This is a genomic window from Actinotalea soli, assembly GCF_017565425.1.
GTDB classification, from domain to species: domain Bacteria; phylum Actinomycetota; class Actinomycetes; order Actinomycetales; family Cellulomonadaceae; genus Actinotalea; species Actinotalea soli.
Window position 1 is genome coordinate 447,363 of the sequence record NZ_JAGEMK010000001.1, and the last position, 25,660, is coordinate 473,022.

The following is a 25,660-nucleotide window of genomic DNA, read 5'->3' on the forward strand; positions in this document are numbered from 1 at the left end:
GACACGCCCCCGGCGAGCCGCGGCGACCGTGTCGGTGGGGGCCCCTAGCGTCGCCGTCATGCAGCAGCCAGGCACCCTCGCGCTCCAGCCGACCCTCGAGGAGATCGGCACCCCGCTCGCCGAGGTGACCTTCGTCGTCCTGGACCTCGAGACCACCGGAGGCAGCCCGGCCACCTCCGCGATCACCGAGGTCGGCGCCGTGAAGGTCCGTGGCGGCGAGGTCCTCGCCGAGCTGCAGACGCTGGTCGACCCCGGTGGTCCCGTGCCCGCGCACATCGCGACGCTGACGGGCATCACCACCTCGATGGTCCACGGTGCGCCACGGATCGAGCAGGTCCTGCCCGACCTCCTCGAGTTCCTCCGAGGCGCGGTCCTCGTGGCACACAACGCAGCCTTCGACGTCGGCTTCCTCAAGGCGGCGGCCCGCGACCACGGGTACCCCTGGCCCGCGCCCCAGGTCCTCGACACGGTGGCCCTGGCGCGGCGAGCCGTCGGTCGCGACGAGGTGCCCAACCACAAGCTCGGCACCCTCGCCGGCTACTTCCGTGCCACGGTCACCCCAGATCACCGTGCCCTGTCGGACGCGCGCGCCACGGTCGACGTGCTGCACGCGCTCCTGGGTCGTCTGGCCCCGCTCGGGGTGACCCATCTGGAGGACCTCGCGACCGCGACCGACCCGGTCCCCCCCGCTCGCCGCCGCAAGCGCCACCTCGCCGACGGCCTGCCCGACGCCCCGGGGGTCTACCAGTTCCGTGACGCCCGGGGCGAGGTGCTCTACGTCGGGACCTCGACCTCGATCCGCACCCGGGTGCGCAGCTACTTCACCGCGGCCGAGCACCGGAGACGGATGAACGAGATGGTCATGCTGGCCGAAGAGGTGGTCCCGGTGGTCTGCGGGACCACCCTCGAGGCCAGGGTCCGCGAGCTGCGTCTCATCGCCGAGCACGGCCCGCGCTACAACCGACGCTCGCGCTTCCCCGAACGCATGCCGTGGGTACGCCTGACGGTCGAGCCCTTTCCGCGGTTGAGCATCACCCGCGAGGTCCGGCCCGAGGGTCAGCCCCCGGGCCGGGCCGAGGCGCACATCGGCCCCTTCAGCAGCAGGTCGACCGCCCAGCGTGCGATCGAGGCCCTCCACGCGACCTTCCCGGTGCGACAGTGCTCACCGCGCCTGCCGCGCATCCCGGGCCCGGGCGCGAGCTCGTGCGCCCTCGCCGGCATGGGACGGTGCGGTGCGCCGTGCACAGGGGGGCAGGACGAGGTCGGGTACGCCGCCGTGGTCGAGGCCGTCAGGGCCGCGATGCTCACCGACCCAGGGCCTGTGCTCGACGTCCACGCAGCGCGCATCGCCGCCCTGACCGGCGAGGAGCGCTACGAAGAAGCGGCTGCGTGGCGCGATCAGCTCGCGGCCTTCCTGCGAGGGACCGCACGCGCCCAACGGTCCGCACGCCTGTCCGCCCAGTCCGAGCTCCACGCCGCGCGTGCGGTGCCGGGAGGCGGCTGGGAGCTCGTCGTCGTGCGTCACGGCCGGCTCTGCGCCACGACCACGAGCCCAGCGGGAGTGGATCCCCGTCCCCTGCTGGCGGCGCTCGTAGCCACCGCGGAGCAGCCCGACGCACCGGTGCTGCCCGCCTCGGCGGCCCACCCCGAGGAGACGGACCTGGTGCTCGCGTGGCTCGAGCAGCCCGGCGTGCGGCTGGTCGCGGCCGGGGACCACTGGGCGTGCCCGGTCCGGGGGGCCGAGCGCCTGACGGACCCGGCAGCGACGGCGGCGGCCGTCGCCGCGGCAGGTCCAACCGGTCTGGTCGCGGCATGATGAGGCCACCACCACTCTCGGAGGACCACCCATGATCACCGCCATCGTCATGATCGACGCCGACCCCTCACGCATCCCGGAGATCTGCGCCGAGGTCGCCGAGGTCCCCGGTGTCTCCGAGGTCTACTCGGTGACCGGCGAGGTCGACCTCGTGGCGATGGTGCGCGTACGAGAGCACGACCAGCTCGCCGAGGTCATCGCCGACCGCCTGAGCAAGGTCGAGGGCGTGGTCCGCACCCAGACCTACATCGCCTTCCGTGCCTACTCCCAGCAGGACCTCGACCAGGCCTTCGACCTCGGTCTGGACGGCTGAACCACCCGCCGACCCGCACCGCTGCGGCCGGTCAGCGCTGCGAGGCCTGGATCCAGCGCTCCAGCAGCTGCGCGGCGCGACCGTCGTCCACGGCCCGGGCCGCGATCGCGATGCCGTGACGCAACCGCTCGACGAGGGTTCCCTCCCCCGTGCCTGCGTGCGTCCCGTCGGCGACCAGTCCGGCGGCGGCGTTGAGGAGCACCGTCTCGCGCACGGGCCCCGGCTCACCAGCCAGGACCCTGCGGACCACCTCGGCGTTGCTCGCGGCATCACCGCCACGGAGCTGCCCCACGTCGATCGGCGTGAGCCCCAGCTCGGAGGCAGGGTCGACCTCGTGCTCGGTCACCCCGCCCTCCCGCACCCACCACAGCCGGGCGGGCCCGGTCGCGGCGAGCTCGTCGAGCCCGTCGTGCCCCCGGAAGACCAGCGCCTCCCGCCCGCGGGCTGCCAGGACCCCGGCGATCAGACGCGCCATCGACGCCTCGGGGACCCCGATCGCCGAGGCCGCGGGCTGGGCGGGGTTCGTCAGCGGGCCGAGGAGGTTGAAGGCTGTCGGCACCCCGAGGCCTCGGCGGGCCGGGGCGGCGTGGCGCATCGCCGGGTGGAAGACCTGGGCGAAGCAGAAGGTCATGCCCACCTCGGTCGCGAGCTCGGCGACCCGCTCAGGTGACTGGTCGAGACGGAGCCCGAGCGCCTCGAGCACGTCGGCCGTACCGCTCGAGGACGAGGCCGCGCGGCCTCCGTGCTTGACGACGCGCACGCCCGCCCCGGCGACGACCAGCGAGGCCATCGTCGAGATGTTGACGGTGTGGTGCATGTCGCCGCCCGTGCCGACGACGTCGACGCAGCGACCGGGGACCTCGATCCGGTGCGCGTGGGCGAGCATCTCCTCGACGAGTCCACGGACCTCCTCGACCGTCTCTCCCTTGGCCCGGAGGGCGACCAGGAACCCGGCGAGCTGCACGGCCGAGGACTCCCCCGCCATGACCTGACCCATGGCCCAGCGCGCCTGCGGGGCGGTCAGGTCTTCACGGGCGAGGAGCCCGCGGATCAGGATCGGCCAGGTCGGCGCACCCGCACCTGTCATCCGACGACAGCACCGCCGCGCACGAGCGACGCGACGGCCTTCTGGAGCGCGATCGGGTCGAGCGGACGGGACACGACCGCGTCGGCCTGCGACCACGAGGCCAGCCAGGCGTCCTGGGGCCGACCGGTGAGAGCGAGGGCGGGCGGGCAGCCGAAGATCTCGTCCTTGAGCTGCCGTCCGAGGCCCAGGCCGCCGTTCTTGCCCGTCTCGCCGTCCAGGACGAGGAGGTCGAGCCCGCCGGCCTCCACGGCGGCGACCGCCGCGGCAGGGGTCGCGACCTGGAGCCACTCGACAGGAGGCAGGTCCTTGGCGACGCGTCGGCCTACCGCGAGGATCACCGCGTCCCGGGTCCGGACGTCGTCGCTGTAGAGCAGGATCCGCATCCGTGAGGGCTCCTGCCCGTCGTCGATCGCGTCCCACTCGTCGTGCTGCTCGGTCGCGGCCATGCTCGCCTCACTCGTCGGTCGACATCACGGCACCTGCAGGTGCCGACACCACCCAGCATCTTGGCACGGACACCCCTGCGTGCGGGCTCAAGGTCACGGAACCACGCCGATTGTGGGCCCTTGGACCCACGCACCGCCGACGTCAGCCATAATGACAACGTGTCAACCGCTACAGCCGCCTCCACCTCGCGTCCACACCTGAGCGTCAACCGGCCGAACCCGGTGTCGGTCGGGACGATCGTCTGGCTCGCGAGCGAGCTGATGTTCTTCGCGGGCCTCTTCGCGATGTACTTCACGATTCGCTCGACGGTCCCTGAGATCTGGGCCGAGGAGACCGCGAAGCTCAACCTGACCTTCGCCGCGGTCAACACCACGATCCTGGTCCTCAGCTCGATCACCTGCCAGATGGGGGTCTGGGCCGCCGAGCGGTTCCAGCCCGCACGGACCGGTGGCCTGCTGCAGTTCACGCGCTGGGGCATGAACGAGTGGATGACCATGACCTTCGTGATGGGGGCCATCTTCATCGGCGGGCAGGTCTTCGAGTACGCCGAGCTCGTCGAGCACGGCCTGACCATCGCCTCGAGCCCCTACGGCTCGGTGTTCTACCTGACGACGGGCTTCCACGGCCTGCACGTGATCGGCGGGCTCATCGCCTTCCTGTTCCTGCTCGGCCGCTCCTTCGCGGCCAAGCGCTTCGGCCACCACGAAGCCACGACCGCGATCGTGACCTCGTACTACTGGCACTTCGTCGACGTCGTGTGGATCGCGCTGTTCGCAGCGATCTACCTCATCCGTTGACGCACCACCGCAGAGATCGTGGGCCGGTGACCGGCCTGCCGACGACCGGTTCGACCCGTACGACCGCTCGGCCCGCCGGGCGCAACGAGATGAGGGTTAGTTCGTGAAGGCAATCGCCGCCCGCAGGCACCACCGGCTCGCCCCGGTGGCCCTGCTCCTGCTGGCGCTCCTCGTGACCGGAGGGCTCTACGCAGCCCTCGCACCCAGCGCCGCCAGCGCGTCGGCCCCGTCTGAGGACGACATCGCGGCGGGGCGCGCGCTGTTCCAGGCGAACTGCGCCACGTGCCACGGGCCGAGCGCGGAAGGGCGCGAGGGAGCGCCGTCGCTCATCGGGGTCGGTGCGGCGGCCGTGGACTTCCAGGTCTCCACCGGACGCATGCCGATGCAGATGGACGGGGCGCAGGCGATGGCGAAGCCCCCGCAGTTCAACGCCGAGGAGACGAGCCAGCTCGCCGCCTACGTGGCATCCCTGGGCGCCGGCCCGGCCATCCCGTCCGCCGAGCAGGTCGACCCCTCCCTGGGCGACGCGGCGAACGGCGGCGCTCTGTTCCGTACCAACTGCGCGATGTGCCACGGGGCGATCGGCAAGGGCGGAGCGCTCTCGGAGGGCAAGTACGCCCCGAACCTCGGCCCGAGCACCCCCACGCAGATCTACGAAGCCATGCAGACGGGGCCTCAGTCGATGCCCGTCTTCAACGACGCGAACCTCACCCCGGAAGAAAAGCGGGACATCATCGCGTTCCTAGGAGAGCAGGACGCCGGCTCGCCGGGCGGCACCGACCTCGGTGCCATCGGGCCGGTGGGTGAAGGCATCTGGGTGTGGGTCGTGGGTATGGGCCTGCTGATCGCGTGCGCCGTCTGGATCGGAGCGAAGTCCTCATGAGCAACGAGCACAGCTCGACCGACCTCACGGTCAGCGGCGCGGGCACGTCCCCGGCGACCTTCCAGGACCCCGGCATGCCACCGCACCAGGAGCGGATGGCGGACAAGGACCCTGCTGCAGCCAAGCGGGCCGAGCGCCAGGTCGTGGTCCTCTTCGCCGTGTCCGTGCTGGGCACGGTCGGCATGCTCCTCGCGTACTTCCTGGTCCCGTCCGGGGACACCGTCGAGTCGATGCGCACCTCGAACCTGCTGCTCGGCCTCGGCCTCTTCCTGTCGATGTTCGGCATCGGCGCTGCTGCCGTCCACTGGGCCAAGACCCTGATGTCCGACCACGAGCAGGCCGAGGCCCGCCACCCGCAGAAGAGCGACCCCGAGACCCGCGCGGCCGCCCTCGCCGCCCTCGAGGCCGGTGCGCAGGACTCCGGGATCGGCCGTCGCGGTCTCCTCAAGGGAGCCGTCGTCTCGGCGGTCGCCCTCGCACCGCTGACCTTCGCGGTCCCCCTCGTGGGGCAGGTCGGTGGCGACTGGGACGTCTCGAAGTTCCGTCACACCCTGTGGGAGCGCGGGCGCCGACTCGTCCGTGACCCGTCGGGCGACCCGATCCGTGCCGCCGACGTCACGATCGGCTCGGCCTACCACGTGATCCCTGACGGACTGCGCGAGGGCGAGCACGCCACGCACTGGATCGAGGAGAAGGCCAAAGCGGTCGTGCTGATGGTCCGCATGGATCCCCGTGACCTCACCGAGGCCGAGGACCGTCGCGACTGGTCCTACGAGGGCATCGTCGCGTACTCGAAGATCTGCACCCACGTCGGCTGCCCGGTCGCCCTCTACGAGCGTCAGACGCACCACCTGCTGTGCCCGTGCCACCAGTCGACCTTCGACATGGCGGACGGCGCGAAGGTCGTCTTCGGGCCCGCCAAGCGGCCGCTCCCCCAGCTGCCGATCACCGTGGACGACGAGGGGTATCTCGTCGCCCAGAGCGACTTCACCGAACCCATCGGTCCGAGCTACTGGGAGCGTCTCAAGTGAGTACTCGAGCGACCACCGGGCAGCGTGCCGCTGCCGGCACGGCTGACTACCTGGACCAGCGCACGGGCGTCGGGACCGCGGTCAAGGGCTTCGCCCGCAAGATCTTCCCCGACCACTGGTCCTTCCTGCTCGGCGAGATCGCCCTGTACTCCTTCGTGATCCTGATCCTGTCCGGGTTCTTCCTCACGATGTTCTTCGTGCCGAGCATGACCCTCATCGTGTACGAAGGCCCCCTCGCAGCCATGAACGGCGTCGAGATGTCCGAGGCCTTCGCCTCGACCCTCGACCTCTCCTTCGAGGTCACCGGTGGCCTGCTCATGCGGCAGATCCATCACTGGGCCGCGCTGCTCTTCATGGCCGCGATCGTCACCCACATGATGCGCGTGTTCTTCACCGGGGCCTTCCGCAAGCCGCGCGAGATCAACTGGGTCGTCGGCTTCGTCCTGATGATCCTGGGTCTCGCGGCCGGCTTCACCGGCTACTCCCTGCCGGACGACGTGCTCTCCGGCAACGGGCTGCGGATCACCGACGGAGTCGTGAAGTCGATCCCCGTGGTCGGCAGCTACATGTCGTACTTCATCTTCGGTGGCGAGTTCCCGGGCGAGCACATCATCCCGCGCCTGTTCACCCTGCACATCCTGCTGATCCCCGGTCTGATCCTGGCCCTCATCGGCCTGCACCTGTTCCTCGTCGTGCTGCACAAGCACACGCACTTCCCCGGACCCGGTCGCACCCAGCGCAACGTCGTCGGCTTCCCCCTGTTCCCCGTCTACGTCGCGAAGGCCGGTGGCTTCTTCTTCATCGTCTTCGGCGTGCTCGCCCTGATGGCCGGCACCATGACGATCAACCCGGTGTGGAACTACGGGCCGTACGACCCGTCCCCGGTGGCGGCGGGTGCCCAGCCAGACTGGTACATGCTGTTCCTCGAGGGTGGGCTACGGCTCATGCCCGGGGCGACGGAGTTCGTGATCGCGGGGTACACCCTGTCGCTCAACGTGCTCATCCCCGCCGTGGTCATCCCGGGGCTGCTCTTCACGGCCCTTGCTGCCTACCCGTTCATCGAGGCCTTCGCGACCGGCGACAAGCGCGAGCACCACCTGCTCGACCGCCCCCGCAACGCCCCGGTCCGTACGGGCATCGGCGTCGCGATCCTCACAGCCTTCTTCATCCTGCTTCTCGCCGGCGCGAACGACCTGATCGCCACGCACTTCGCGATGTCGCTCAACGACATCACGTACATCTTCCGCGTGCTGTTCTTCGTCGCACCGGTGGTCGCCTTCTGGGCCACGAAGCGGCTCTGCCTAGGCCTGCAGCGCAAGGACCGCGAGCTCGTGCTGCACGGGCACGAGACAGGGCGGATCGTCCGGTTCGCGGACGGCGAGTACATCGAGGTGCACAAGCCTCTCGACGAGTACGAGCGGTGGATCCGCGTCCAGCACGAGCCGCGGCGGCCCCTCGAGATCCTCCCGGAGCACGACGAGCGCGGCGTGCGCCGCAAGGGCTACCACCGCGACGCCCTGCGCGCCCGGGTCTCCCGCTTCTTCTACGAGGACCGGATCGAGCCGGTCACCCCGGCCGAGCTCGCCGCCGCGCACTCCCACGGCGAGCACGACGCCCTCGAAGGGCGCCCCAGCAGCGACGGCGTGCCGGCTGAGATCGCCTCCGGGCCCTCGGTCGACGCGCGCGATCGCTGACGAACCACCACAGTGGTGGAGAGCGGTGGGGGGCCGGTGTGCCCCCCCCCCCCCCCCCCCCCGCCCGCGCAGACGACTGCGACCTGACCGGAGAGGCCATCCATGGCTGACTACACGTTGCCCGACCTTCCGTACGACTACGCCGCTCTCGAGCCGCACATCTCCGGCAGGATCATGGAGCTGCACCACGACAAGCACCACGCGGCCTACGTCACCGGCGCGAACACGGCCCTCGAGAAGCTTGCCGAGGCACGCGAGAGCGGGGACCTGGGGACCGTCAACCTGCACGAGAAGAACCTCGCGTTCAACCTCGGCGGGCACGTCAACCACTCCGCCTTCTGGCAGAACCTCTCCCCCGACGGCGGCGACCGCCCGACCGGCGAGCTGGGTGCAGCGATCGACGAGTTCTTCGGCTCCTTCGACGGCTTCCAGAAGCACTTCGCCGCCAATGCCGCGGGCATCCAGGGATCGGGATGGTCGATCCTCGCCTGGGACTCGGTCGGCGAGCGGCTCGTGATCGTCCAGCTCTACGACCAGCAGAGCAACATCGCCCTCGGGCTCGTCCCGATCGTGCTCCTGGACATGTGGGAGCACGCGTTCTACCTGGACTACGTCAACGTCAAGGCCGACTACATCAAGGCCTGGTGGAACATCGTGAACTGGGCCGACGCCGCTGAGCGCTTCACGCGGGCACGGACCCAGACCAAGGGACTGATCGTCCCCGTCTGATCGCCCAGCAGCGCCGCTGCGACACCGAGGCCCGGCTCCCGCACCACGCGGGGCCGGGCCTTCGTCGTCGCGCCGTCCGTGGCCCCGATCCGTCGAGACCCCCGTGCGCGCCGCTGGCCCCGAAGGGGCTACCCGACCGCGCAGGCCCTTCCTGGCTCGCTCGCCCACCCGTGGCAGCACCTGGACCGCCCTCGAGGGCACGAGAAGTCTGCGCAGGCCAGCGCCGCGTCTCCACGACACGCCCCGCGGCCGCGCTCCCGGTCCGCCAGGCCGACGAACTCACACGACCCTCCCCGCAGATGCCGGGATGCGCTCCCTGGCCCGTCAGAGGGGCCGGAGACAGCCGAGAGGCCCGGCACCATGGCGGTGTCGGGCCTCTCGGTCTCGCGTGTCAGGGCACCGAGCCAGTGAGGCGGGTCGGTGCGCCGGGTCAGAGCGCTGCGTCGTCAGTGCGCGTGCTGCCCGCGGGAGAACTCGAAGATCCACCCGACCAGGCCGATCACGGCGACGGCCGCCCCGATGTAGAAGAGCCACCAGCCGACAGCCATCCCGGCGAAGCACACGGCCGAGGCACCGCCGATGACGATCGGCCACCAGCTCCCGGGGCTGAAGACACCTTGCTCGCCGGCTCCCTGCTCGATCTCGCCGAAGGCGTCGTCCTCGGGCCGAGGGTCGATCCGCCGGGCGACGAGGGCCAGATACGCACCGACCATGCCGACGAGGCCGCCGACCAGCAGGAGCCCCACGGAGCCGACCGCTTCCCAGCTGCTCCAGAAGCCGTAGATCACCCCGACCACGATGAAGAACGGCGTGAGGTAGAGAAAGAGACGGGCCTCGAACTTCATCGCTTCTCCTCCTCGGTGTGGTCACCCTCGCCGTCAGGTCGCGGCCCGCGGCCGTCGTCGACGATCGTCGAGGAGGACTGCTCAGGCTCGGCGTCCCCGCTCGCGAGGCGCTCGGCGGCCGCCGAGGTCTGCCCACGGCGATCCGCCTCCCAGTCCAGGACGCCGGCGTCGGGCTCCACGTGGTCCATCGCCGCCACCTCGGGGTGGTGCAGGTCGAAGGCCGGGCGCTCGGACCGGATGCGCGGCAGCGACGTGAAGTTGTGCCGCGGCGGCGGGCAGGACGTCGCCCACTCCAGGGAGTTCCCGTAGCCCCACGGGTCGTCGACGGTCACCTTGGGAGCCTTGCGCCAGGTCACGTAGACGTTCCAGAGGAAGGGCAGCGTCGAGGCCGCGAGCAGCACCGAGCCCACGGTCGACAGCTGGTTCATCCAGGTGAAGCCGTCCTCAGGCATGTAGTCCGCGTACCGCCGGGGCATCCCCTCGACACCGAGCCAGTGCTGGACGAGGAAGGTCCCGTGGAACCCGAAGAAGAGCGTCCAGAAGTGCCACTTGCCCAGGCGCTCGTCGAGCATCGTCCCGGTGAACTTGGGCCACCAGAAGTAGAAGCCCGCGAACATCGCGAAGACGACGGTCCCGAAGACCACGTAGTGGAAGTGCGCGACGACGAAGTAGGTGTCCGAGACGTGGAAGTCCAGTGCCGGGCTCGACAGGATGATGCCGGTCAGGCCACCGAAGAGGAAGGTCACCAAGAAGCCGATCGACCAGAGCATGGGCGTCTCGAAGGTGAGCTTCCCGCGCCACATCGTGCCGATCCAGTTGAAGTACTTCACACCGGTCGGCACCGCGATGAGCATCGTCATCAGGGCGAAGAAGGGCAGCAGGACCGCGCCCGTCACGTACATGTGGTGGGCCCACACGGTGACGGAGAGAGCCGCGATCGCGATCGTCGCGTAGACCAGGCCCTTGTAGCCGAAGATCGGCTTGCGGCTGAAGACCGGCAGGATCTCGCTGATGATCCCGAAGAACGGCAGGGCGATGATGTAGACCTCGGGGTGGCCGAAGAACCAGAACAGGTGCTGCCACAGGATGGCGCCGCCGTGCTCCGGGTTGAAGACCTGCGCACCGAGGCGGCGGTCCGCGCCGAGGGCGAACAGCGCCGCCGCGAGCGGCGGGAAGGCCATGAGCACGAGAAGGCTGGTGACCAGCGTGTTCCAGGTGAACAGGGGCATCCGGAACATCGTCATGCCCGGCGCACGCATCGTGATGATCGTGGTGATGAAGTTCACCGCGCCCAAGATGGTGCCGAACCCGGTCAGAGCGAGGCCGAAGACCCAGAGATCACCGCCCAGCCCCGGGGAGAACGTCGAGCTCGACAGCGGGGCGTACGCGAACCAGCCGAAGGAGGCCGCCCCCTGGGGGGTCAGGAAGCCCGCCACGACGATCAGCCCGCCGAAGAGGTACAGCCAGTAGGCGAAGGAGTTCAGCCGAGGGAAGGAGACGTCCGGCGCACCGATCTGCAGCGGGACGAGCACGTTGGCGAACCCGGCGAAGAGAGGCGTCGCGAAGAGCAGCAGCATGATCGTGCCGTGCATCGTGAAGAGCTGGTTGTACTGCTCCTTGCTCTGGACGAACTGGATCCCCGGCTCGAAGAGCTCGGCCCGGATCACCAGCGCCATGAGACCGGCGATGCAGAAGAAGATGAACGAGGTGATCAGGTACAGGTACCCGATCTTCTTGTGATCGGTCGTGGTGATCCACTCGACGATCGAGGTCCCGAGGCTCTTTCCCTCGCGGCGTACGGTCTGCGTGGCCATCAGCCCTCTCCTGCCGCAGTGGCGTTGTCGTCCCCGCGGGTCTGCTGACGGTCGAGCTCGGGGCCCAGCTGGCCGGTCTGCCCGGCGGCCCGCAGGCTCTCGATGTGGGCGTCGTACTCCTCGCGCGAGACGACCGCGACGTTGAAGAGCATCCCTGCGTGGTGCTGGCCGCACAGCTCGGCACACTTGCCGGCGTAGACCCCCTCACGCGTCGGGACCACCTGGAAGGTGTTGATGTGGTTACCGGGGAACATGTCCTTCTTGTAGAGGAAGGCAGGGACCCAGAACGAGTGGATGACGTCGCGGGACCTGAGCTCGAACTCGACCCGCTCGTCGACCGGCAGGTAGAGGGTCGGCAGCCGCTCGGGGTTGCCCGGCTCGCCGATGTCGATCACGTGGACGCCGGTGTCGTAGACGTCCTCGTCGACGTAGTTGAAGTCCCAGCTCCACTGCTTGCCGTAGACCTGGACGACCACGTCGGGGTCCGCGTCGGTGTCCTCGATCGCGTCCATGTCACGCGCCGTGAAGAAGAACAGCACGCCGACCATGAGGATCGGGAGGATCACGTACATGATCTCGAGCGGGACGTGGTAGCGGAGCTGCACCGGGAGGGTGTCGTCGTCCTTGCGCTTCCGGTAGACGGCGACGCACCAGATGATCAGGCCCCAGGTGATGGCCCCCACGATGAGCGCGGCGATCCACGACCCGGTCCACAGGTTCGTGATGCGCTCGGTCATGTTGGTGACCTGCTGGCCGTCGTCGTAGCCGGGCATCCAGCCGCGGCTCACCTCGCCCGCCGAGCAGGCGGTGGTGGTGAGCGCGACGATCACGGCGGTCGCGGCGAGCCGCGCGGCGGTGGACCGCTTGCGGCCGGGGTTCTGCACGTCCAAGGGTGCCTCTCATGTACGCGCCCCGATGGGCACCGCTACGCGCGCCGCACCGTGGGACTTTCGTCCTCGACCCCTGCAGCCTAGCGTGCAGATCGCCGTCGTCCGCGCCGGGCCGGGTCCCGGGCGTGGCCAGGCGGTCGTGGCGCAGGCGGCTAGCGTGGCCAGGGTGAAGCGCACCTACCTGGACGCCGGTGGGCGGGCTCCCCTCCACCCGGCGGGGCTCGCCGCCCAGACCGCTGCCCTCGACGAGGGCTGGGCCGACCCGCGCAGGCTGCACGCGGAGGGACGGCGCGCGCGGATGCTCCTCGACGCAGCGCGTGAGGTCTTCGCCGAGGGCCTCGCGTGCCGGCCGGAGGAGGTGCACCTGGGCCCCTCGCACACCGTGGCCCTCCAGCACGGTCTCCTCGGGATCGCCCGTGGTCGTCGGCGGGCGGGCAGCGGCATCGTGCTCTCGGCCGTCGAGCGCGCCGCCCTGCACGCGGGTGCGCAGCTCGTCGCCGAGCGCCACGGCTCGTGGACCCGACCTGCGCGCCCAGGGCACGCGAGGAGCGAGGAGGCCGCCGCGCACCCTGGTGCACCGGTACCGGTCGACCGGGTCGGTCGGGTGGACCTCGAGGCGTGGCGCGCGGCCGTCGGTCTCCCAGGAGTCGCTCTCGCCGTCCTCCAGCATGCCAACGGCGAGGTCGGGACGGTGCAGCCGCTGACCGCCGCGTACGACGCGACGCAGGCCGCCGGGGTCCCGCTCCTGGTCGACGCAGGGTCGAGCCTGGGCCACCATGGGATTCCGCCGGCCTGGGACGCGGTCGTGGCCGATGCCGGAGACTGGGGAGCCCCGTCGCCCCTCGGCGTCCTGGCGGTCCGCACCCGCGTACGGATGGCCCCCGACTGGCCGGAGGACGAGGACCGGTGGTTCCCCGGCGGTGTCCCGGTCCCGGCGGCCCTCGGCGCTGCGGCCGCCCTCCGCGCCACGCTCGCGGACCAGGAGGAGGCCGAGCAGCGCCGCCGGAGGCTGATCGGTCGGCTCCGCGACCAGGTCGCACAGAGGGTGCCCGACGTGGACGTGGTCGGCGATCCCGAGGACAGGCTCCCGCACGTGGCCACGTTCTCCTGCCTCTACGTCGACGGCGAGGCCCTCGTGACCGAGCTCGACCGCCGCGGCTTCGCCGTCGGGTCCGGGTCGGCGTGCACCTCGAGCTCCCTCGAGCCGAGCCACGTGCTGGCCGCCATGGGCGCGCTGACCCACGGGAACGTGCGGGTGACGCTCTCGCGCGAGGTCACCGAGGCCGAGGTGGACCGCTTCGCCGACGAGCTGCCCGAGGCCGTGGCTCAGGTGCGTCGGTCCCTCGGCGTCCAGGGCCTGTGATCGTCGTCGACGCCCGGGGCCTGCGCTGCCCCCTGCCCGTGATCCGCCTGGCGTCCCTCGCGCGGGACGCCAACCCGGGTGACGAGGTCCTGGTCCGCTGGACCGACCCCGCGGCAGAGCACGACATCCCCGCCTGGGCCCGCATGCGCGGGCACACCGTCCTCGAGACCAGGCTCCCTCAGCCCGCGTCGGGCGAGGCAGGACCGGACGCCCTCGCTGACGAGCCCTCGGGCGCCACACTGGTGCGCCTGGGCCCCGGCTGAGCCGCACCCGGCCGCTGGCACGCCGCAGGGCCGGCACCCTGAGGCACCGGCCCTGCGGCGTCACGGGTCCGGGGGACCCGTGGAGGTCAGGCGAAGGAGCCCCCGCAGGCGCACGAGCTGCCTGCGTTGGGGTTGTCGATCGTGAAGCCCTGCTTCTCGATGGTGTCGGCGAAGTCGATCTTGGCGCCGTCGAGGTACGGGACGCTCATGCGGTCGACGACGACCTCGACGCCGTCGTAGTCCCGCAGCGCGTCGCCGTCGAGGACCCGCTCGTCGAAGTAGAGCTGGTAGATGAGGCCCGAGCAGCCCCCGGGCTGCACGGCGACGCGCAGCCGCAGGTCGTCGCGGCCCTCCTGCTCGAGCAGGGTGCGCACCTTGCCCGCGGCGACGTCGCTCAGCTCGACCCCGTGGGTCGCGGTCTCCGTGGTCTCGCTCATGGTGTCTCCGGTGGCTCTCGGGGGCTTGCACAGTCCGTCGATGGCAACACCGTCGGGTGCCGCCATGTTCCCGTCCAGCCTACGCCCCTCAGCGGGACCAGGTCCGGGCCACCCGGGCCACACGGGCCACGAGGGACTCGGCCGGGGCGGCCAGCGCCCGGGCCAGCTCCTCGGGTCGCTCGGCGAGCGCGTAGACGCCGGCGAGGCCGGCCGCACCCCACTCCCGTCGACCGATGGCCACCTGACCGGCCACGGCGACGACGGGGACCGCGTGCTCGAGCCCCTCGGCGGCGACCGCAGCGACGACCTTGCCGTGCAGGGACTGCCAGTCGAGGGTCCCCTCCCCCGTGAGCACGAGGTCGCTCTCGGCGAGACGAGCACCCAGCCCGACCGCCTCGGCCACGACCCGCGCCCCGGGCAGCACGCGGCCACCCAGCAGCGCGAGGGCGAAGCCCGCACCGCCGGCTGCCCCCGAGCCGGGCAGCTGCGTGAGGGAGCGGAAGGCCTCGCGCGCCGCAGAGCTCCCGGTGGCGGGGGCCAGCAGGCTGGGTCGCGGGGCCTCCTCGGCCGCCACGCCGGCGACCACCTGTGCCCAGTGCCCGAGGGCCCGCTCGAGCCGCTGGGCCTGCTCGGGGTCGGCGCCCTTCTGCTGGGCGAAGCCAGCGCTGGCGCCGTGCAGCCCGAGCAGGGGCACGTCGACGTCGGTCGCGATGACGAGGTCGATGCCGGCGAGCTCGCCGCGGAGGGCGTGCAGCCCGGCGAGGTCCTCGGGCACGGCGCGGGCAAGCGCCTCCCCCCCGTCCCGCAGCGTCGCGGCACCGAGGCCCAGGCCTGCGAGGAGCCCTGCGCCGGCGTCGTTGGTGGCCGAGCCCCCGAGACCGACCACGACGCGGGAGACGTCGAGGTCGATCGCGGCCCGCAGCAGGAGGCCGAGCCCGTAGGAGGACGTGCGCCCCGGGTCACGCCGGCCCGGGGGCACGAGGTGCAGGCCGATCGCGTGCGCGGACTCGACGTACGCGGTCCGCCCGCGCTCCCCCTCGACCAGCAGGACCGCGGCCGGTGCCGGCTCGCCGAGAGGGCCGGGGACCGTGGTCGGGACGAGCTCACCGCCCAGCCCTCGGCGCACCGCCTCGAGGAAACCGGGACCTCCGTCGGCCAGCGGGAGCAGCGCGATCTCGTCGTGCGGGGCGCCGCGCCTCCAGCCCTCAGCCATCGCCTCGGCGGCCTGCGGGGCCGTCAGGGTGCCGGTGAAGCAGTCGGGGGCCACGAGGATGCGCACCTCGCCATCCTGCCCCAGCCCGCCCGGGTAGGGCCGACGACGTGGGCTCGGCGGGCACCGTGTGGGATCATCGTGGGGTGAGCGCCGTCGCCCCTCCTCCGCCCTCCCCCGGCTTCGCCGAGCCCGCACCCTCGGCAGTCCTGGAGCTCCTCGGCACCCCCCGGGACCTCGCCTCCGAGCGAGGTGTCGAGTGCCCCGGTGACCTCCCGGCCCCGAGCGATCCCGACCTGGTCGCCCGGGCGCGCGCCGCCCGGGCGGCCCTCGGCGACAGGGCGTTCGTCCTCGGCCACCACTACCAGCGGGACGAGGTCATCGACTTCGCCGACGTGACCGGTGACTCGTTCAAGCTCGCCCGCGAGGCGGCCGCCCGCCCCGAGGCCGAGTTCATCCTCTTCTGCGGCGTGCACTTCATGGCCGAGTCGGCGGACATCCTGACCCACGCGAACCAGTCCGTCGTGCTGCCCGACCTCGCGGCAGGCTGCTCGATGGCCGACATGGCAGCGATCGACCAGGTCGAGGAGGCCTGGGAGGTCCTGGCCGACGCCGGGATCGCCGACCGGACCCTGCCCGTCACCTACATGAACTCCACCGCTGCCATCAAGGCCTTCACCGGTCGGCACGGGGGCACGGTGTGCACCTCGTCCAACGCGCAGGTCGCGCTCCGCTGGGCCTTCGACCAGGTGGGCGGGGTCGACGGGGACGGCAAGGTGCTCTTCATGCCCGACCAGCACCTGGGGCGGAACACGGCGGTCCTCGAGCTCGGACTCGCCCTCGAGGACTGCGTCGTCTTCGACCCGCGTCGGCCCGGTGGCGGCCTGAGCCAGGCCGAGCTCGAGAACGCGCGCATGATCCTGTGGCGCGGGCACTGCTCGGTGCACGGGCGCTTCTCGGCGCAGAACGTGACGGACGTGCGGGAGCGGGTGCCGGGGGTCAACGTCCTGGTGCACCCCGAGTGCAAGCACGAGGTGGTCACGAGCGCGGACCTGGTCGGCTCGACCGAGTTCATCATCCGCGCCCTCGACGGGGCCGAGCCGGGCTCCTCCTGGGCCATCGGCACCGAGCTCAACCTGGTGCGCAGGCTCGCGGCCCAGCACCCCGAGCTGGACGTGCACTACCTGGACTCCACGGTGTGCTTCTGCTCGACGATGAACCGCATCGACCTGCCGCACCTCGTCTGGGCCATGGAGTCGCTGGTCGCGGGACGGACGGTCAACCGCATCGTCGTCGATCCGGACGACGCCCACTGGGCCCGCGTGGCCCTGGACCAGATGCTGGCGCTCCCGGGGCTCTGAGGTGCCGACCGAGAGCCCGCTCTGCCTCGGCGTCCTCGTCTTCGACGGGGCCGAGGAGCTCGACGTGGTCGGCCCGTACGAGGTGCTCTCGGCCTGGGCCGAGCTCTCGTCGCTGCGCCCGACGGTCACGACCTTCTCGCACGACGGTGCCGGGGTGCGCCTCGCCAAGGGCCTCCGCATGGTCCCCGACGCCGCGCGCGAGGACCTCGGCCCGATGCACGTCCTGGTGCACCCCGGTGGGGACGGCACCCGCCGCCTCGTCGAGGAGGCCGACCACCTGGCATGGTTGCGCGCCGTGCGGGCGACGACGCCCCTCATGGCCAGCGTGTGCACCGGGGCCCTGGCCTACGCTGCGGCCGGCCTGCTCGCAGGACGCCCCGCCACGACGTACTGGAAGGCCTTCGACGAGCTCGCGAGGATCGACCCGAGCGTGCTGATCGACACCGAGGCCCGGTTCGTGGACGACGGCGACGTCGTGACCTCGGCAGGGGTCTCGGCCGGGATCGACATGGCCCTGCACCTCGTCGCGCGCCTGGAGTCGGTCGAGGTCGCACGCGAGGTGCGACGCGCGATCCAGTACGACCCCGCTCCGCCCGTCTGACCCTCGCGGCCCGAGCCGGGCCACCGATCTCCGTGGTCCAGGACGAGCCTCGCCTGGGTACCCTCCCGGGATGACTCGACAGCTCCAGCTGACCCTCGCGACCACCCGCCCGCGCCGGGCGGTGCCCGGGCTGGGGATCCTCGACGTCTCGGTCACGCGGATGCGCGTGCGTCCGGGAGACCTCGACTTCTACCTGCACGTCAACAACGGCGTGTACCTGCAGATGATGGACGTGGCCCGCAGCAACCTCCTCGCGGACCTCGGCGCCGTCGGGCTCCTGCGTCGTGCGCGGTGGTACCCGGTGGTCGCCGCCTCGACCATGACGTACCGTCGCTCGCTCCAGCTGGGCGACCGCTTCGAGATCCGCACCCGCGTCCTGGGCTGGGACCAGCGGGTGGTGTACCTCGAGCAGGCCTTCCTGCGCGGCGAGGAGCCGGTGGCACGGGGGCTCGTGGCGGGGCGCTTCCTCGCCCGCTCGGGCGAGAGGGTCCCTGCCCCCGAGGTCGCGGCCCTCCTCGGGGGCACGGAGAGCCCTCAGCTCCCCGAGGACCTCATGGCGTGGGCTCGGTCGGTCGACGTGGCCCACCGAGGCGGCTGAGCAGGAGGGCCTCGGCCAGCACGACCTTCTCCAGCTCGGCCAGGTGCACCGACTCGTCAGCTCCGTGGGCGCGGGAGTCCGGGTCCTCGACGCCCGTCACCAGGATCGCCGCGTGCGGGTACACCTCGAGCAGGTCGGCGATGAAGGGGATCGAGCCACCGACGCCGATGTCTACCGGCTCCGTGGCCCAGGCATCGGCGAAGGCCCGCCGAGCCACCTGCATCGCGACCGAGTCGGTCGGCGCCTGGAACGGCTTGCCGAGCTCGCCGTCGTGCACCGTGACCCGGGCGCCGAACGGTGCGTGCCCCTCGAGGTGGGCGCGCAGGGCTGCAGCGGCCTCGGCGGGGTCCTGGCCCGGCGGGATCCGCAGCGAGAGCTTGGCCCGGGCCCGCGGCGCGAGGGTGTTCGAGGCCTCGGCCACCGAGGTCGCGTCGATCCCGATGACCGACAGCGCCGGCTTCGTCCACAGCCGCCCGGTCAGGGTCCCGGTCCCCGCGAGCCGGACCCCGGGGAGCACCGAGGCATCCGCACGCAGGTCCGCCTCCTCGTAGTCGACCGTGGGCTCGGGAGCGGCCGCGAGGCCTGCGACGGCGACGTCCCCGGCGTCGTCGTGCAGGGTGGCGAGGAGGCGGGCGAGCAAGGTCGGGGCGTCGAGGATCGGACCGCCGAACATCCCGGAATGGACCGCGTGCTCCAGCACGGCGACCTCGACCTCGCAGTCGACGAGCCCGCGCAGGCTCGTGGTGAGGGCGGGGATGCCGATGCGCCAGTTGGTCGAGTCCGCCACCACGATCACGTCGGCCTCGAGCAGGTCGCGGTACTGGGCCAGGAAGTCGGTGAAGCTGGGCGAGCCGACCTCCTCCTCCCCCTCGACGAAGACCGTGACACCGACGGCCAACTCGTCGGCCAGCACCCGCAGGGCACCCAGGTGGGCCACGACCCCGGCCTTGTCGTCCGCGGCGCCGCGCCCGTAGAGCCTGCCCTCGCGCTCGACGGGCTCGAAGGGCGGCGTCGTCCACGCGGAGTCGGCACCGGGGGGCTGCACGTCGTGGTGCGCGTACAGCAGCACCGTGGGCGCCCCGGCGGCCGCGGGCCTCCGGGCGACGACAGCCGGCGCGCTCTGCCGCCCGTCGGCACCGGTCGAGGTGAGCACCTGGACCTCGGGCAGCCCTGCGCCCTCGAGCAGGGACGCGACGGCCTCCGCGCTGCGCCGCACGTGAGCCTGGTCGAAGGCCGCGCTCGAGACGCTCGGGATGCGCACGAGGTCCTCGAGGTCACGTCGCAGGGCAGGGAATGCCTCACGCACCCGGGCGCGCAGGACGTCGGTCTGGTGCTGGTCGTCTGGTGTGCTGTTCACGACGTCCACGCTACCGGCGGGCTCGACTACCCTGGGGCCGTGTTCTCCCGCCGCCGTTCGAACCCAGAGCCCACCCCTGAGACCCCTGAGGAGCCCACCGAGGTCCCCGGGACGGTCCAGAAGAAGGGGCGCCCCACGCCTCGACGCAGCACCGCCGAGGCTGCGCGCAAGCGCCCCCTGGTTCCGACCGACCGCAAGGCCGCGGCCCGGACGCAGCGCGCAGCCGCCCGCGAGCAGCGGGACCGCGAGTACAAGGCGATGCAGACCGGGGACGAGAAGAACCTGCCGCTGCGCGACCGCGGCCCGATCAAGCGGTGGATCCGGGACTACGTCGACGCCCGCCGCAACCTCGGTGAGTACTTCCTCCCGGTGGCGCTGGTCATGGTGTTCTCGACCTTCGTGACGGCCAACAACATCACCGCCGGGATCGTCGTGATCATGGTGCTGTACCTGGTCGTGGTCGTGACCATCGCGGACGCCTTCATCCTGTCCCGGGTCCTCAAGCGCCGGCTGAACGCCCGCTTCGGCGAGGGCAAGGTGCCGCGGGGATCACTGATGTACGGCGTGCTGCGCGCCTTCCAGATCCGCCGCACCCGCCTGCCGCGCCCCCAGGTCAAGCGCGGCGAGTACCCGGTCTGAGGACACCTCCCCGGTCGAACCGTTTCGAGGTGAGGCATAGGCTGCGGGCATGAAGCATCGATACCTCGGCAACAGCGGCCTCAAGATCTCCGAGATCGCCTACGGCAACTGGCTCACCCACGGCTCCCAGGTCGAGAACGACGCGGCCACGGCCTGCGTGCACGCCGCCCTCGACGCGGGCATCACCACCTTCGACACCGCCGACGTCTACGCGAACACCGTCGCCGAGAGCGTCCTCGGCGAGGCGCTCGCAGGCCAGCGGCGCGAGTCCCTCGAGATCTTCACCAAGGTCTACTGGCCCACCGGCCCCAAGGGACCCAACGACGTCGGGCTCTCCCGCAAGCACATCATGGAGTCGATCAACGGCTCGCTGCAGCGCCTCGGCACCGACTACGTCGACCTGTACCAGGCTCACCGATTCGACACCGAGACGCCGCTCGAGGAGACGATGCAGGCCTTCGCCGACGTCGTCCGGCAGGGCAAGGCGCTCTACATCGGCGTCTCGGAGTGGACCGCCGACCAGATCCGTGCGGGGCACGCCCTGGCCAAGGACCTCGGCGTCCAGCTGATCTCGAACCAGCCGCAGTACTCGATGCTGTGGCGGGTCATCGAGGGGGAGGTCGTACCGACCTCGGCAGAGCTGGGCGTCTCCCAGATCGTCTGGTCGCCGATCGCGCAGGGCGTCCTGACCGGCAAGTACAAGCCGGGCGAGGCGCTGCCGGAGGGGTCCCGTGCGACGGACGCCAAGGGCGGGGCACAGATGATCGACCGGTTCATGAACGACGAGGTCCTGGGCGCCGTGCAGCAGCTGACCCCGGTCGCGGCCGAGCTCGACCTGTCGATGGCCCAGCTCGCCGTGGCATGGGTGCTGCAGAACGAGAACGTCGCGGCCGCGATCATCGGCGCGTCGCGCCCCGAGCAGGTCCACGAGAACGTCGCCGCCTCGGGCGTCACGATCCCGGCCGAGCTCATGGCCCGGATCGACGAGACCCTCGCCGCGGTCGCAGTCACCGACGCGCGGAAGACCGCCGAGAACGCCCCTGCGGGCCGCCCGGTCTGAGGTTCGCCGCCGGCTCAGCGGCCGGTCAGCGCCACGGGCTCCGTGGTCCTGGCCGGTCGCGGGCCGGAGAGGGCCGTGAACCGCGGCAGGAGCAGGTGCACGATGAAGCCGATGGACACGGCGTAGGCGAGGGTGCCGAGGCCGACCGTGCCGCCCAGGGCCCATCCGGTCGCGACCACACCGATCTCGATCCCGGAGCGGACCCACCGCACCCGCCAGCCGGTCCTGGCGACCAGCCCCGTCATCAGACCGTCCCGCGGGCCGGGCCCCAGACGGGCCCCGATGTAGCAGGCCGTCGCGACACCGTTGACGACGATCCCGCCAGCGGTCATCAGGATCGCTCCCCACAGGGGCAGGTCACCCAGCAGGGCCGTCAGGGCCAGGAACGGGTCCACGAGCAGGCCGATGACCAGCACGTTCGCGACGGTCCCGATGCCGGGCCGCTGCCGCAGCGGGATCCAGCAGACGAGGACCGCGAGGCTGACGACGATCGTCGCCGTCCCCAGGCTCCACCCCAGCCGGCGACCGATGCCCTGGCTCAGCACGTCCCACGGCATGTTGCCGAGCGAGGCGTGCACGAGCATCGCGATCGATGCCGCGTACAGGACCAGCCCGATGACGAGCTGGGTGAGACGGGCTGCCGGACGCTCCACGACCCTCACCGTAGGTCCTCGAGGGTGGTCCCGGCTGCCCACGCCAGGTGCGACGGGGGCGGAGGACGCCGCCCGTGGCCATCGCCTCGGACGACCGCAGCGAGCGCGAGGATCAGCGCCACGACCAGTGAGCAGGCCACCAGGAGTACCACTACGAGGATCATGGCCCCATGCTCGCGTCATGTGGTCTGGTGATCCATGGCCACCTGAGGAATAGTGGCCTCATGAGTCACGCGGCCGGACCGATCGACCGACGCATCTCAGGCCCTGGGCTCGCCCGGGTGCTGGGGCGCCTGCCCACCGCCGGCCCCGGCTACACGGCCCTCGCCGAGGCGATCCGGCGCGCGGTGCTCGACGGCGCCCTCCCCCTGGGCACCAGGCTGCCCAGCGAGCGAGAGCTCGCGCAGACCCTCGGCCTCTCCCGCACGACGACCGGCGCCGCCTACCAGCGCCTGCGTGACCTCGGTCTGCTCACCACGCGCCGAGGCTCGGGCAGCGTGACCACCGTGCCGGAGGGCCTCACCGCCGGGGGCGTCGGCCTCGTCATGACGGCCAGCAGCGAGGACGGTCCGGTCGACCTCACCATCGCCGCCCCGTCGGCACCGCCCCAGCTCCACGGCGCCGTCGAGCGCGCCCTCGAGGCCCTCCCCGCCCACACCACCGGGCACGGCTACACGCACCAGGGACTGCTCGCGCTACGCGCCCGGATCGCCGAGCGGTACACCGCCCGCGGCACGCCGACCACCGCGGACCAGATCCTCGTCACCAACGGCGCCCAGCAGGCCATCAGCCTTCTCCTTGCCGTCACGGTCGGCCCCGGAGACCGCGTCGTCATCGAGCAGCCCAGCTACCCGAACGCGGTCGGGGCCGTGCGTGGCTCCGGGGCCCGCCCGGTGCCGGTCCCGGTCGGCCCGTCGGGACTGGATCTCGACCTCCTCGACTCGACCGTCCGCCAGGTGGCCCCTCGACTGGTCTACCTGACGCCCGACCACCACAACCCCACCGGGACGAGCCTGGACGACGCCGGGCGCCAGCACGTCCGGGAGATCGCCGGGCGTCACCGCACGCTCGTCGTCGCCGACGAGACGCTGACGGACCTGACCATCGAGGGTCCGCGACCGGCGAGCATCAGCGGCCCGTCCGCCGGGGCGAACCTGGTCGCGGTGGGCTCGGCGTCCAAGACGTTCTGGGGTGGCCTGCGCGTGGGCTGGGTACGCGGACCCCGCGAGCTCGTGACCCGGCTCGCGACGGAGCGGTCCCGCCATGACATCAGCACGGCCCTCCTCGACCAGCTCGTCACCTGCGCGCTGATCGACGTCGAGGAGGAGGTGCTCGCTGCCCGCCGACCGCAGCTGCGCACGCAGCGCGACACGCTGCTCGCCGCCGTCCGCGGCTCCCTCCCGTGGCAGGTCAGGAGCCCTCAGGGCGGCCTGTCGGTGTGGGCGGATCTCGGGGCACCGGTCTCCTCAGCCCTCGCTGCGGTGGCTCTGCAGCACGGGGTGCGCATCGTCCCCGGCCCCACGTTCGGGGTCGACGGCTCGCTGGAGTCGCGCCTGCGGCTCACGTTCAGCCAGGAGCCCGAGGTGATCGAGCGGGGAGTGGCCAGGCTGGCCGACGCGTGGACCACGCTGGGCCTCGCCGGGGACGCCGGCCACGAACGCGCGCTCGCCCGGACCGGGGCCGCGGTGATCTAGGACGTGGGCCTATCCGTGGCGCGGTCCGGGCACCAACGCCACCGGGCTGGCGACGGCCGCGCCCTGGTGCTGCAGCCTGGCCGTGCGGACATCCTCGTCCACCAGGCGCCGCCAGTGCTCCCCGAGCCAGGACTCGGCGTCGAAACGGCTCGTGAAGGCCGGGCTCAGCGGCCGGTCGAGCTCGGAGCCGTCGTCGTCCAGGAAGGCCCAGCCCCACTGCGGCCGGGTCACGGGGTGGCTCCCGAGACCAGGGCACGGTGCACGTGCGCGGCCCAGAACGGACCCTCGTAGACCAGGCCGGTGTAGCCCTGGACGAGGTCGGCCCCGGCGTCGAGGTAGGCCTGCGCATCCCGCCCGGAGGTCACGCCACCCACACCGATCAGGGTCGGGGTCGGCCCGAGCCGGTCCCGGAGGCGGCGTGTCACCTCCAGTCCCCGTGCCAGGAGCGGCGGCCCGGACAGGCCGCCCTCGCCGTGGTCGTGGTCGATGGTGGTGTTCACCGCGACGACGCCGTCGAGCCCGAGCTCGGTGACCAGGTCCGCCACGTCGTCTATCTCCCGGTCCTGGAGGTCAGGGGCGATCTTCACCAGGAGCGGGACGTGCCGGTGGCGCGGCGTCGCCCCGTCCGCCGCGGCGCGGACCGCCTCGAGGATGGGACGCAGGTGCTCGACCGACTGCAGGGCGCGCAGACCCGGGGTGTTGGGCGAGGAGACGTTGACCACCAGGTAGTCGGCCACGGGAGCGAGCAGCGCGGCGCTGGTCGCGTAGTCGCTCGCGGCCTCGGCGTCCGGGGTGACCTTGGTCTTGCCGATGTTGACCCCCAGCACGACGTCGCGGCCCCACCCCGTCCCGCGCAGGCCCCGCAGGCGCGCCGCTGCCACGGCCGCCCCGGCGTTGTTGAAGCCCATCCGGTTGCGGACGGCGCGCTCGTCGAGCACCCGCCACAGACGAGGTCGAGGGTTGCCGGGCTGGGCGTGCGCCGTGATCGTGCCGACCTCGACGAAGGCGAACCCGAGGGTCGTGAGCCCGCGGACACCGACCCCGTCCTTGTCGAAGCCCGCCGCGAGCCCGAACCGACCAGGCAACCGTCGCCCGAAGACCTCGACCTCTCCCCCCGTGGGCGGGGCGCACCGGCGTGCCAGCAGGTGCCGGACCCCCGGCACGACCGCCGCCGCACGGATCGCCGCGAACCCCAGGTGATCGGCGCGCTCGGGGTCGATGCGTCGCAGGACGTGGGTGAAGAGGAGGCGGTACACGTGCGCCAACCTATCGCCGCGGCTCGGCGGGGACGGAGGACGTCCGGCGCAGCCAGAGCAGCCCCAGCCCCGGCAGCACCAGCGGCACGAAGCCGTAGCCAGCGCCGAAGGTCGACCACACGGTCGGCTCGGGGAACAGCGAAGGAACCAGGAGCGAGAGCGTGCCGACGACCACCACACCGACCATCTCGATCGTGACAGCGACCCAGGCCACCCGTCGCGCCCGGGGGCCCGTCCGCGCGAGGGCCAGGGTCGCGACGACGTACACGAGAGCGGCGAAGGCCGAGAGGAGATAGGCGACGGGGGCGCGGTCGAGGTCCCGCAGGACCTGCACGAGCGAGCGGGCCGTGGCAGCCACGGCGAGCAGGCCGTAGACCGCGACGAGGGCCCGACCAGCCCCGGAGGTCACCCGTGGCCCGCTCACGGGCCCACCCAGACCTGGAGCAGGCGGTACTGCAGGAAGGCCACCGTGACGGTCGCGACCACCAGCACGACCGAGCTCCACCGGGTGCGCTCGGTGAAGGCCCAGACCGCGGCGACGGGCAGCACGAAGAGCGTGGTCACCAGGTAGCCCCAGTACGTGACGGGGTCGTCGGGCCCGTCCCCCGCAGCCGTCACCACGAGGCCCAGCACCACCTGGACCACCAGGACCGCCTCGATCACGGCACCCGCCAGGAGCTGCCGCAGGATCACCGGTCGGTCGGTCAGCGCCCGCCATCCGGCCCAGGCCGCCAGGCCGAGGCACAGGAGGCCGACGAGCAGGAGGAGAGGGATCCACACCCCGCGAGGATACGACCCCCGCAGGACCACCTCGGCCCGACC

The 25,660-nt window shown here is 72.0% G+C and carries 28 protein-coding genes; 15 read left to right on the top strand and 13 right to left on the bottom strand.

What is annotated here, in order from left to right; translation table 11 throughout:
* The first annotated feature begins 58 nt into the window (after nucleotides 1–58).
* Both J4G33_RS02075 and J4G33_RS02080 read left to right on the top strand, forming a co-directional pair.
* Entirely contained in the window at nucleotides 59–1,816 is a 1,758-nt protein-coding gene (locus J4G33_RS02075; protein ID WP_208054217.1) for a DEDD exonuclease domain-containing protein, read from the top strand.
* 31 nt (nucleotides 1,817–1,847) lie between these two features.
* Nucleotides 1,848–2,129 (top strand): Lrp/AsnC family transcriptional regulator, encoded by a 282-nt coding sequence (locus J4G33_RS02080; protein ID WP_208054218.1) that lies wholly within the window; start codon nucleotides 1,848–1,850, stop codon nucleotides 2,127–2,129.
* 31 nt (nucleotides 2,130–2,160) lie between these two features.
* Here the strand turns inward: J4G33_RS02080 and trpD are convergent, their stop codons facing one another.
* Both trpD and J4G33_RS02090 read right to left on the bottom strand, forming a co-directional pair.
* On the bottom strand, nucleotides 2,161–3,216 hold the full coding sequence (trpD, locus tag J4G33_RS02085) for an anthranilate phosphoribosyltransferase (protein ID WP_208054219.1): 1,056 nt from the start codon (nucleotides 3,214–3,216) through the stop codon (nucleotides 2,161–2,163).
* A complete protein-coding gene (locus tag J4G33_RS02090) occupies nucleotides 3,213–3,662 on the bottom strand; it encodes a hypothetical protein (RefSeq protein ID WP_243758364.1) in 450 nt (149 codons plus the stop codon). The genes trpD and J4G33_RS02090 overlap by 4 nt, the downstream gene beginning before the upstream one ends.
* 159 nt (nucleotides 3,663–3,821) lie before the next feature.
* Here J4G33_RS02090 and ctaE point away from each other — a divergent pair, with 159 nt between their 5' ends.
* The 5 genes from ctaE to J4G33_RS02115 all read left to right on the top strand — a co-directional run bounded on the left by ctaE (nucleotide 3,822) and on the right by J4G33_RS02115 (nucleotide 8,797).
* The gene (gene ctaE / locus J4G33_RS02095; protein WP_208054220.1) at nucleotides 3,822–4,460 is read left to right on the top strand and encodes an aa3-type cytochrome oxidase subunit III; all 639 of its coding nucleotides are present in this window, start codon (nucleotides 3,822–3,824) and stop codon (nucleotides 4,458–4,460) included.
* Between the two features lie 103 nt (nucleotides 4,461–4,563).
* A complete protein-coding gene (gene qcrC, locus J4G33_RS02100) occupies nucleotides 4,564–5,343 on the top strand; it encodes a cytochrome bc1 complex diheme cytochrome c subunit (protein ID WP_208054221.1) in 780 nt (259 codons plus the stop codon).
* Nucleotides 5,340–6,374 carry a cytochrome bc1 complex Rieske iron-sulfur subunit gene (gene qcrA / locus J4G33_RS02105; RefSeq protein WP_208054222.1) on the top strand — a complete coding sequence of 345 codons (1,035 nt, stop codon included), beginning with the start codon at nucleotides 5,340–5,342 and terminating at the stop codon, nucleotides 6,372–6,374. The genes qcrC and qcrA overlap by 4 nt, the downstream gene beginning before the upstream one ends.
* Entirely contained in the window at nucleotides 6,371–8,068 is a 1,698-nt protein-coding gene (gene qcrB / locus J4G33_RS02110) for a cytochrome bc1 complex cytochrome b subunit (protein ID WP_307793674.1), read from the top strand. Before qcrA ends, qcrB begins: the two co-directional genes overlap by 4 nt.
* Nucleotides 8,069–8,170: 102 nt before the next feature.
* Nucleotides 8,171–8,797 (top strand): superoxide dismutase, encoded by a 627-nt coding sequence (locus J4G33_RS02115; protein ID WP_208054223.1) that lies wholly within the window; start codon nucleotides 8,171–8,173, stop codon nucleotides 8,795–8,797.
* 446 nt (nucleotides 8,798–9,243) lie between these two features.
* On the opposite strand, the gene J4G33_RS02120 is transcribed toward J4G33_RS02115, so the two are convergent.
* From J4G33_RS02120 to ctaC, 3 genes are read right to left on the bottom strand one after another with little or no spacing between them, the layout of a single operon-like run.
* A complete protein-coding gene (locus J4G33_RS02120) occupies nucleotides 9,244–9,642 on the bottom strand; it encodes a cytochrome c oxidase subunit 4 (protein ID WP_208054224.1) in 399 nt (132 codons plus the stop codon).
* Entirely contained in the window at nucleotides 9,639–11,456 is a 1,818-nt protein-coding gene (gene ctaD, locus J4G33_RS02125; RefSeq protein WP_208054225.1) for an aa3-type cytochrome oxidase subunit I, read from the bottom strand. Before ctaD ends, J4G33_RS02120 begins: the two co-directional genes overlap by 4 nt.
* On the bottom strand, nucleotides 11,456–12,346 hold the full coding sequence (ctaC, locus tag J4G33_RS02130; protein ID WP_243758365.1) for an aa3-type cytochrome oxidase subunit II: 891 nt from the start codon (nucleotides 12,344–12,346) through the stop codon (nucleotides 11,456–11,458). Before ctaC ends, ctaD begins: the two co-directional genes overlap by 1 nt.
* 166 nt (nucleotides 12,347–12,512) lie before the next feature.
* Here ctaC and J4G33_RS02135 point away from each other — a divergent pair, with 166 nt between their 5' ends.
* Complete coding sequence (locus J4G33_RS02135) at nucleotides 12,513–13,709, top strand: cysteine desulfurase family protein (protein ID WP_307793675.1); 1,197 nt, start codon at nucleotides 12,513–12,515, stop codon at nucleotides 13,707–13,709.
* Nucleotides 13,706–13,972 (top strand): sulfurtransferase TusA family protein, encoded by a 267-nt coding sequence (locus J4G33_RS02140; RefSeq protein WP_307793676.1) that lies wholly within the window; start codon nucleotides 13,706–13,708, stop codon nucleotides 13,970–13,972. The genes J4G33_RS02135 and J4G33_RS02140 overlap by 4 nt, the downstream gene beginning before the upstream one ends.
* 86 nt (nucleotides 13,973–14,058) lie before the next feature.
* Here the strand turns inward: J4G33_RS02140 and J4G33_RS02145 are convergent, their stop codons facing one another.
* A complete protein-coding gene (locus J4G33_RS02145) occupies nucleotides 14,059–14,409 on the bottom strand; it encodes a HesB/IscA family protein (protein ID WP_208054227.1) in 351 nt (116 codons plus the stop codon).
* 88 nt (nucleotides 14,410–14,497) lie between these two features.
* A complete protein-coding gene (locus J4G33_RS02150; RefSeq protein WP_208054228.1) occupies nucleotides 14,498–15,688 on the bottom strand; it encodes a glycerate kinase family protein in 1,191 nt (396 codons plus the stop codon).
* Nucleotides 15,689–15,765: 77 nt separating this feature from the next.
* Here J4G33_RS02150 and nadA point away from each other — a divergent pair, with 77 nt between their 5' ends.
* From nadA to J4G33_RS02165, 3 genes are all read left to right on the top strand, one after another.
* Nucleotides 15,766–16,980 carry a quinolinate synthase NadA gene (nadA, locus tag J4G33_RS02155; protein ID WP_307793677.1) on the top strand — a complete coding sequence of 405 codons (1,215 nt, stop codon included), beginning with the start codon at nucleotides 15,766–15,768 and terminating at the stop codon, nucleotides 16,978–16,980.
* A gap of 1 nt (nucleotide 16,981) precedes the next feature.
* Nucleotides 16,982–17,581, top strand: a complete 600-nt coding sequence (locus J4G33_RS02160; protein ID WP_208054229.1) for a DJ-1/PfpI family protein — start codon at nucleotides 16,982–16,984, stop codon at nucleotides 17,579–17,581.
* A gap of 70 nt (nucleotides 17,582–17,651) precedes the next feature.
* Nucleotides 17,652–18,179, top strand: coding sequence for an acyl-CoA thioesterase (locus J4G33_RS02165; protein ID WP_208054230.1), 528 nt, complete (start codon nucleotides 17,652–17,654; stop codon nucleotides 18,177–18,179).
* Here J4G33_RS02165 and J4G33_RS02170 read toward each other — a convergent pair.
* Entirely contained in the window at nucleotides 18,133–19,536 is a 1,404-nt protein-coding gene (locus J4G33_RS02170; RefSeq protein WP_307793678.1) for a dipeptidase, read from the bottom strand. The two genes, J4G33_RS02165 and J4G33_RS02170, sit on opposite strands and share 47 nt — an antisense overlap.
* A 39-nt stretch (nucleotides 19,537–19,575) precedes the next feature.
* On the opposite strand from J4G33_RS02170, the gene J4G33_RS02175 reads away from it, so the two are divergent.
* Nucleotides 19,576–20,175 (top strand): DUF3043 domain-containing protein, encoded by a 600-nt coding sequence (locus J4G33_RS02175; protein ID WP_208054232.1) that lies wholly within the window; start codon nucleotides 19,576–19,578, stop codon nucleotides 20,173–20,175.
* 49 nt (nucleotides 20,176–20,224) lie between these two features.
* On the top strand, nucleotides 20,225–21,235 hold the full coding sequence (locus tag J4G33_RS02180; protein WP_208054233.1) for an aldo/keto reductase family protein: 1,011 nt from the start codon (nucleotides 20,225–20,227) through the stop codon (nucleotides 21,233–21,235).
* Nucleotides 21,236–21,249: 14 nt separating this feature from the next.
* On the opposite strand, the gene yczE is transcribed toward J4G33_RS02180, so the two are convergent.
* Nucleotides 21,250–21,888, bottom strand: coding sequence for a membrane protein YczE (gene yczE / locus J4G33_RS02185; RefSeq protein WP_307793679.1), 639 nt, complete (start codon nucleotides 21,886–21,888; stop codon nucleotides 21,250–21,252).
* A 224-nt stretch (nucleotides 21,889–22,112) separates the two neighbouring features.
* On the opposite strand from yczE, the gene yczR reads away from it, so the two are divergent.
* Entirely contained in the window at nucleotides 22,113–23,582 is a 1,470-nt protein-coding gene (gene yczR / locus J4G33_RS02190) for a MocR-like transcription factor YczR (RefSeq protein ID WP_208054235.1), read from the top strand.
* 9 nt (nucleotides 23,583–23,591) lie between these two features.
* Here the strand turns inward: yczR and J4G33_RS02195 are convergent, their stop codons facing one another.
* Genes J4G33_RS02195 through J4G33_RS02210 form a run of 4 tightly spaced genes read right to left on the bottom strand, consistent with a single transcriptional unit; the run spans nucleotide 23,592 to nucleotide 25,618 of the window.
* Nucleotides 23,592–23,813 (bottom strand): hypothetical protein, encoded by a 222-nt coding sequence (locus J4G33_RS02195; protein WP_208054236.1) that lies wholly within the window; start codon nucleotides 23,811–23,813, stop codon nucleotides 23,592–23,594.
* Entirely contained in the window at nucleotides 23,810–24,838 is a 1,029-nt protein-coding gene (locus tag J4G33_RS02200; protein WP_208054237.1) for a quinone-dependent dihydroorotate dehydrogenase, read from the bottom strand. Before J4G33_RS02200 ends, J4G33_RS02195 begins: the two co-directional genes overlap by 4 nt.
* Nucleotides 24,839–24,848: 10 nt before the next feature.
* Nucleotides 24,849–25,262, bottom strand: a complete 414-nt coding sequence (locus tag J4G33_RS02205) for a hypothetical protein (RefSeq protein ID WP_208054238.1) — start codon at nucleotides 25,260–25,262, stop codon at nucleotides 24,849–24,851.
* Nucleotides 25,259–25,618, bottom strand: coding sequence for a hypothetical protein (locus J4G33_RS02210; RefSeq protein WP_208054239.1), 360 nt, complete (start codon nucleotides 25,616–25,618; stop codon nucleotides 25,259–25,261). The genes J4G33_RS02205 and J4G33_RS02210 overlap by 4 nt, the downstream gene beginning before the upstream one ends.
* Between the last annotated feature and the right edge of the window lie 42 nt (nucleotides 25,619–25,660).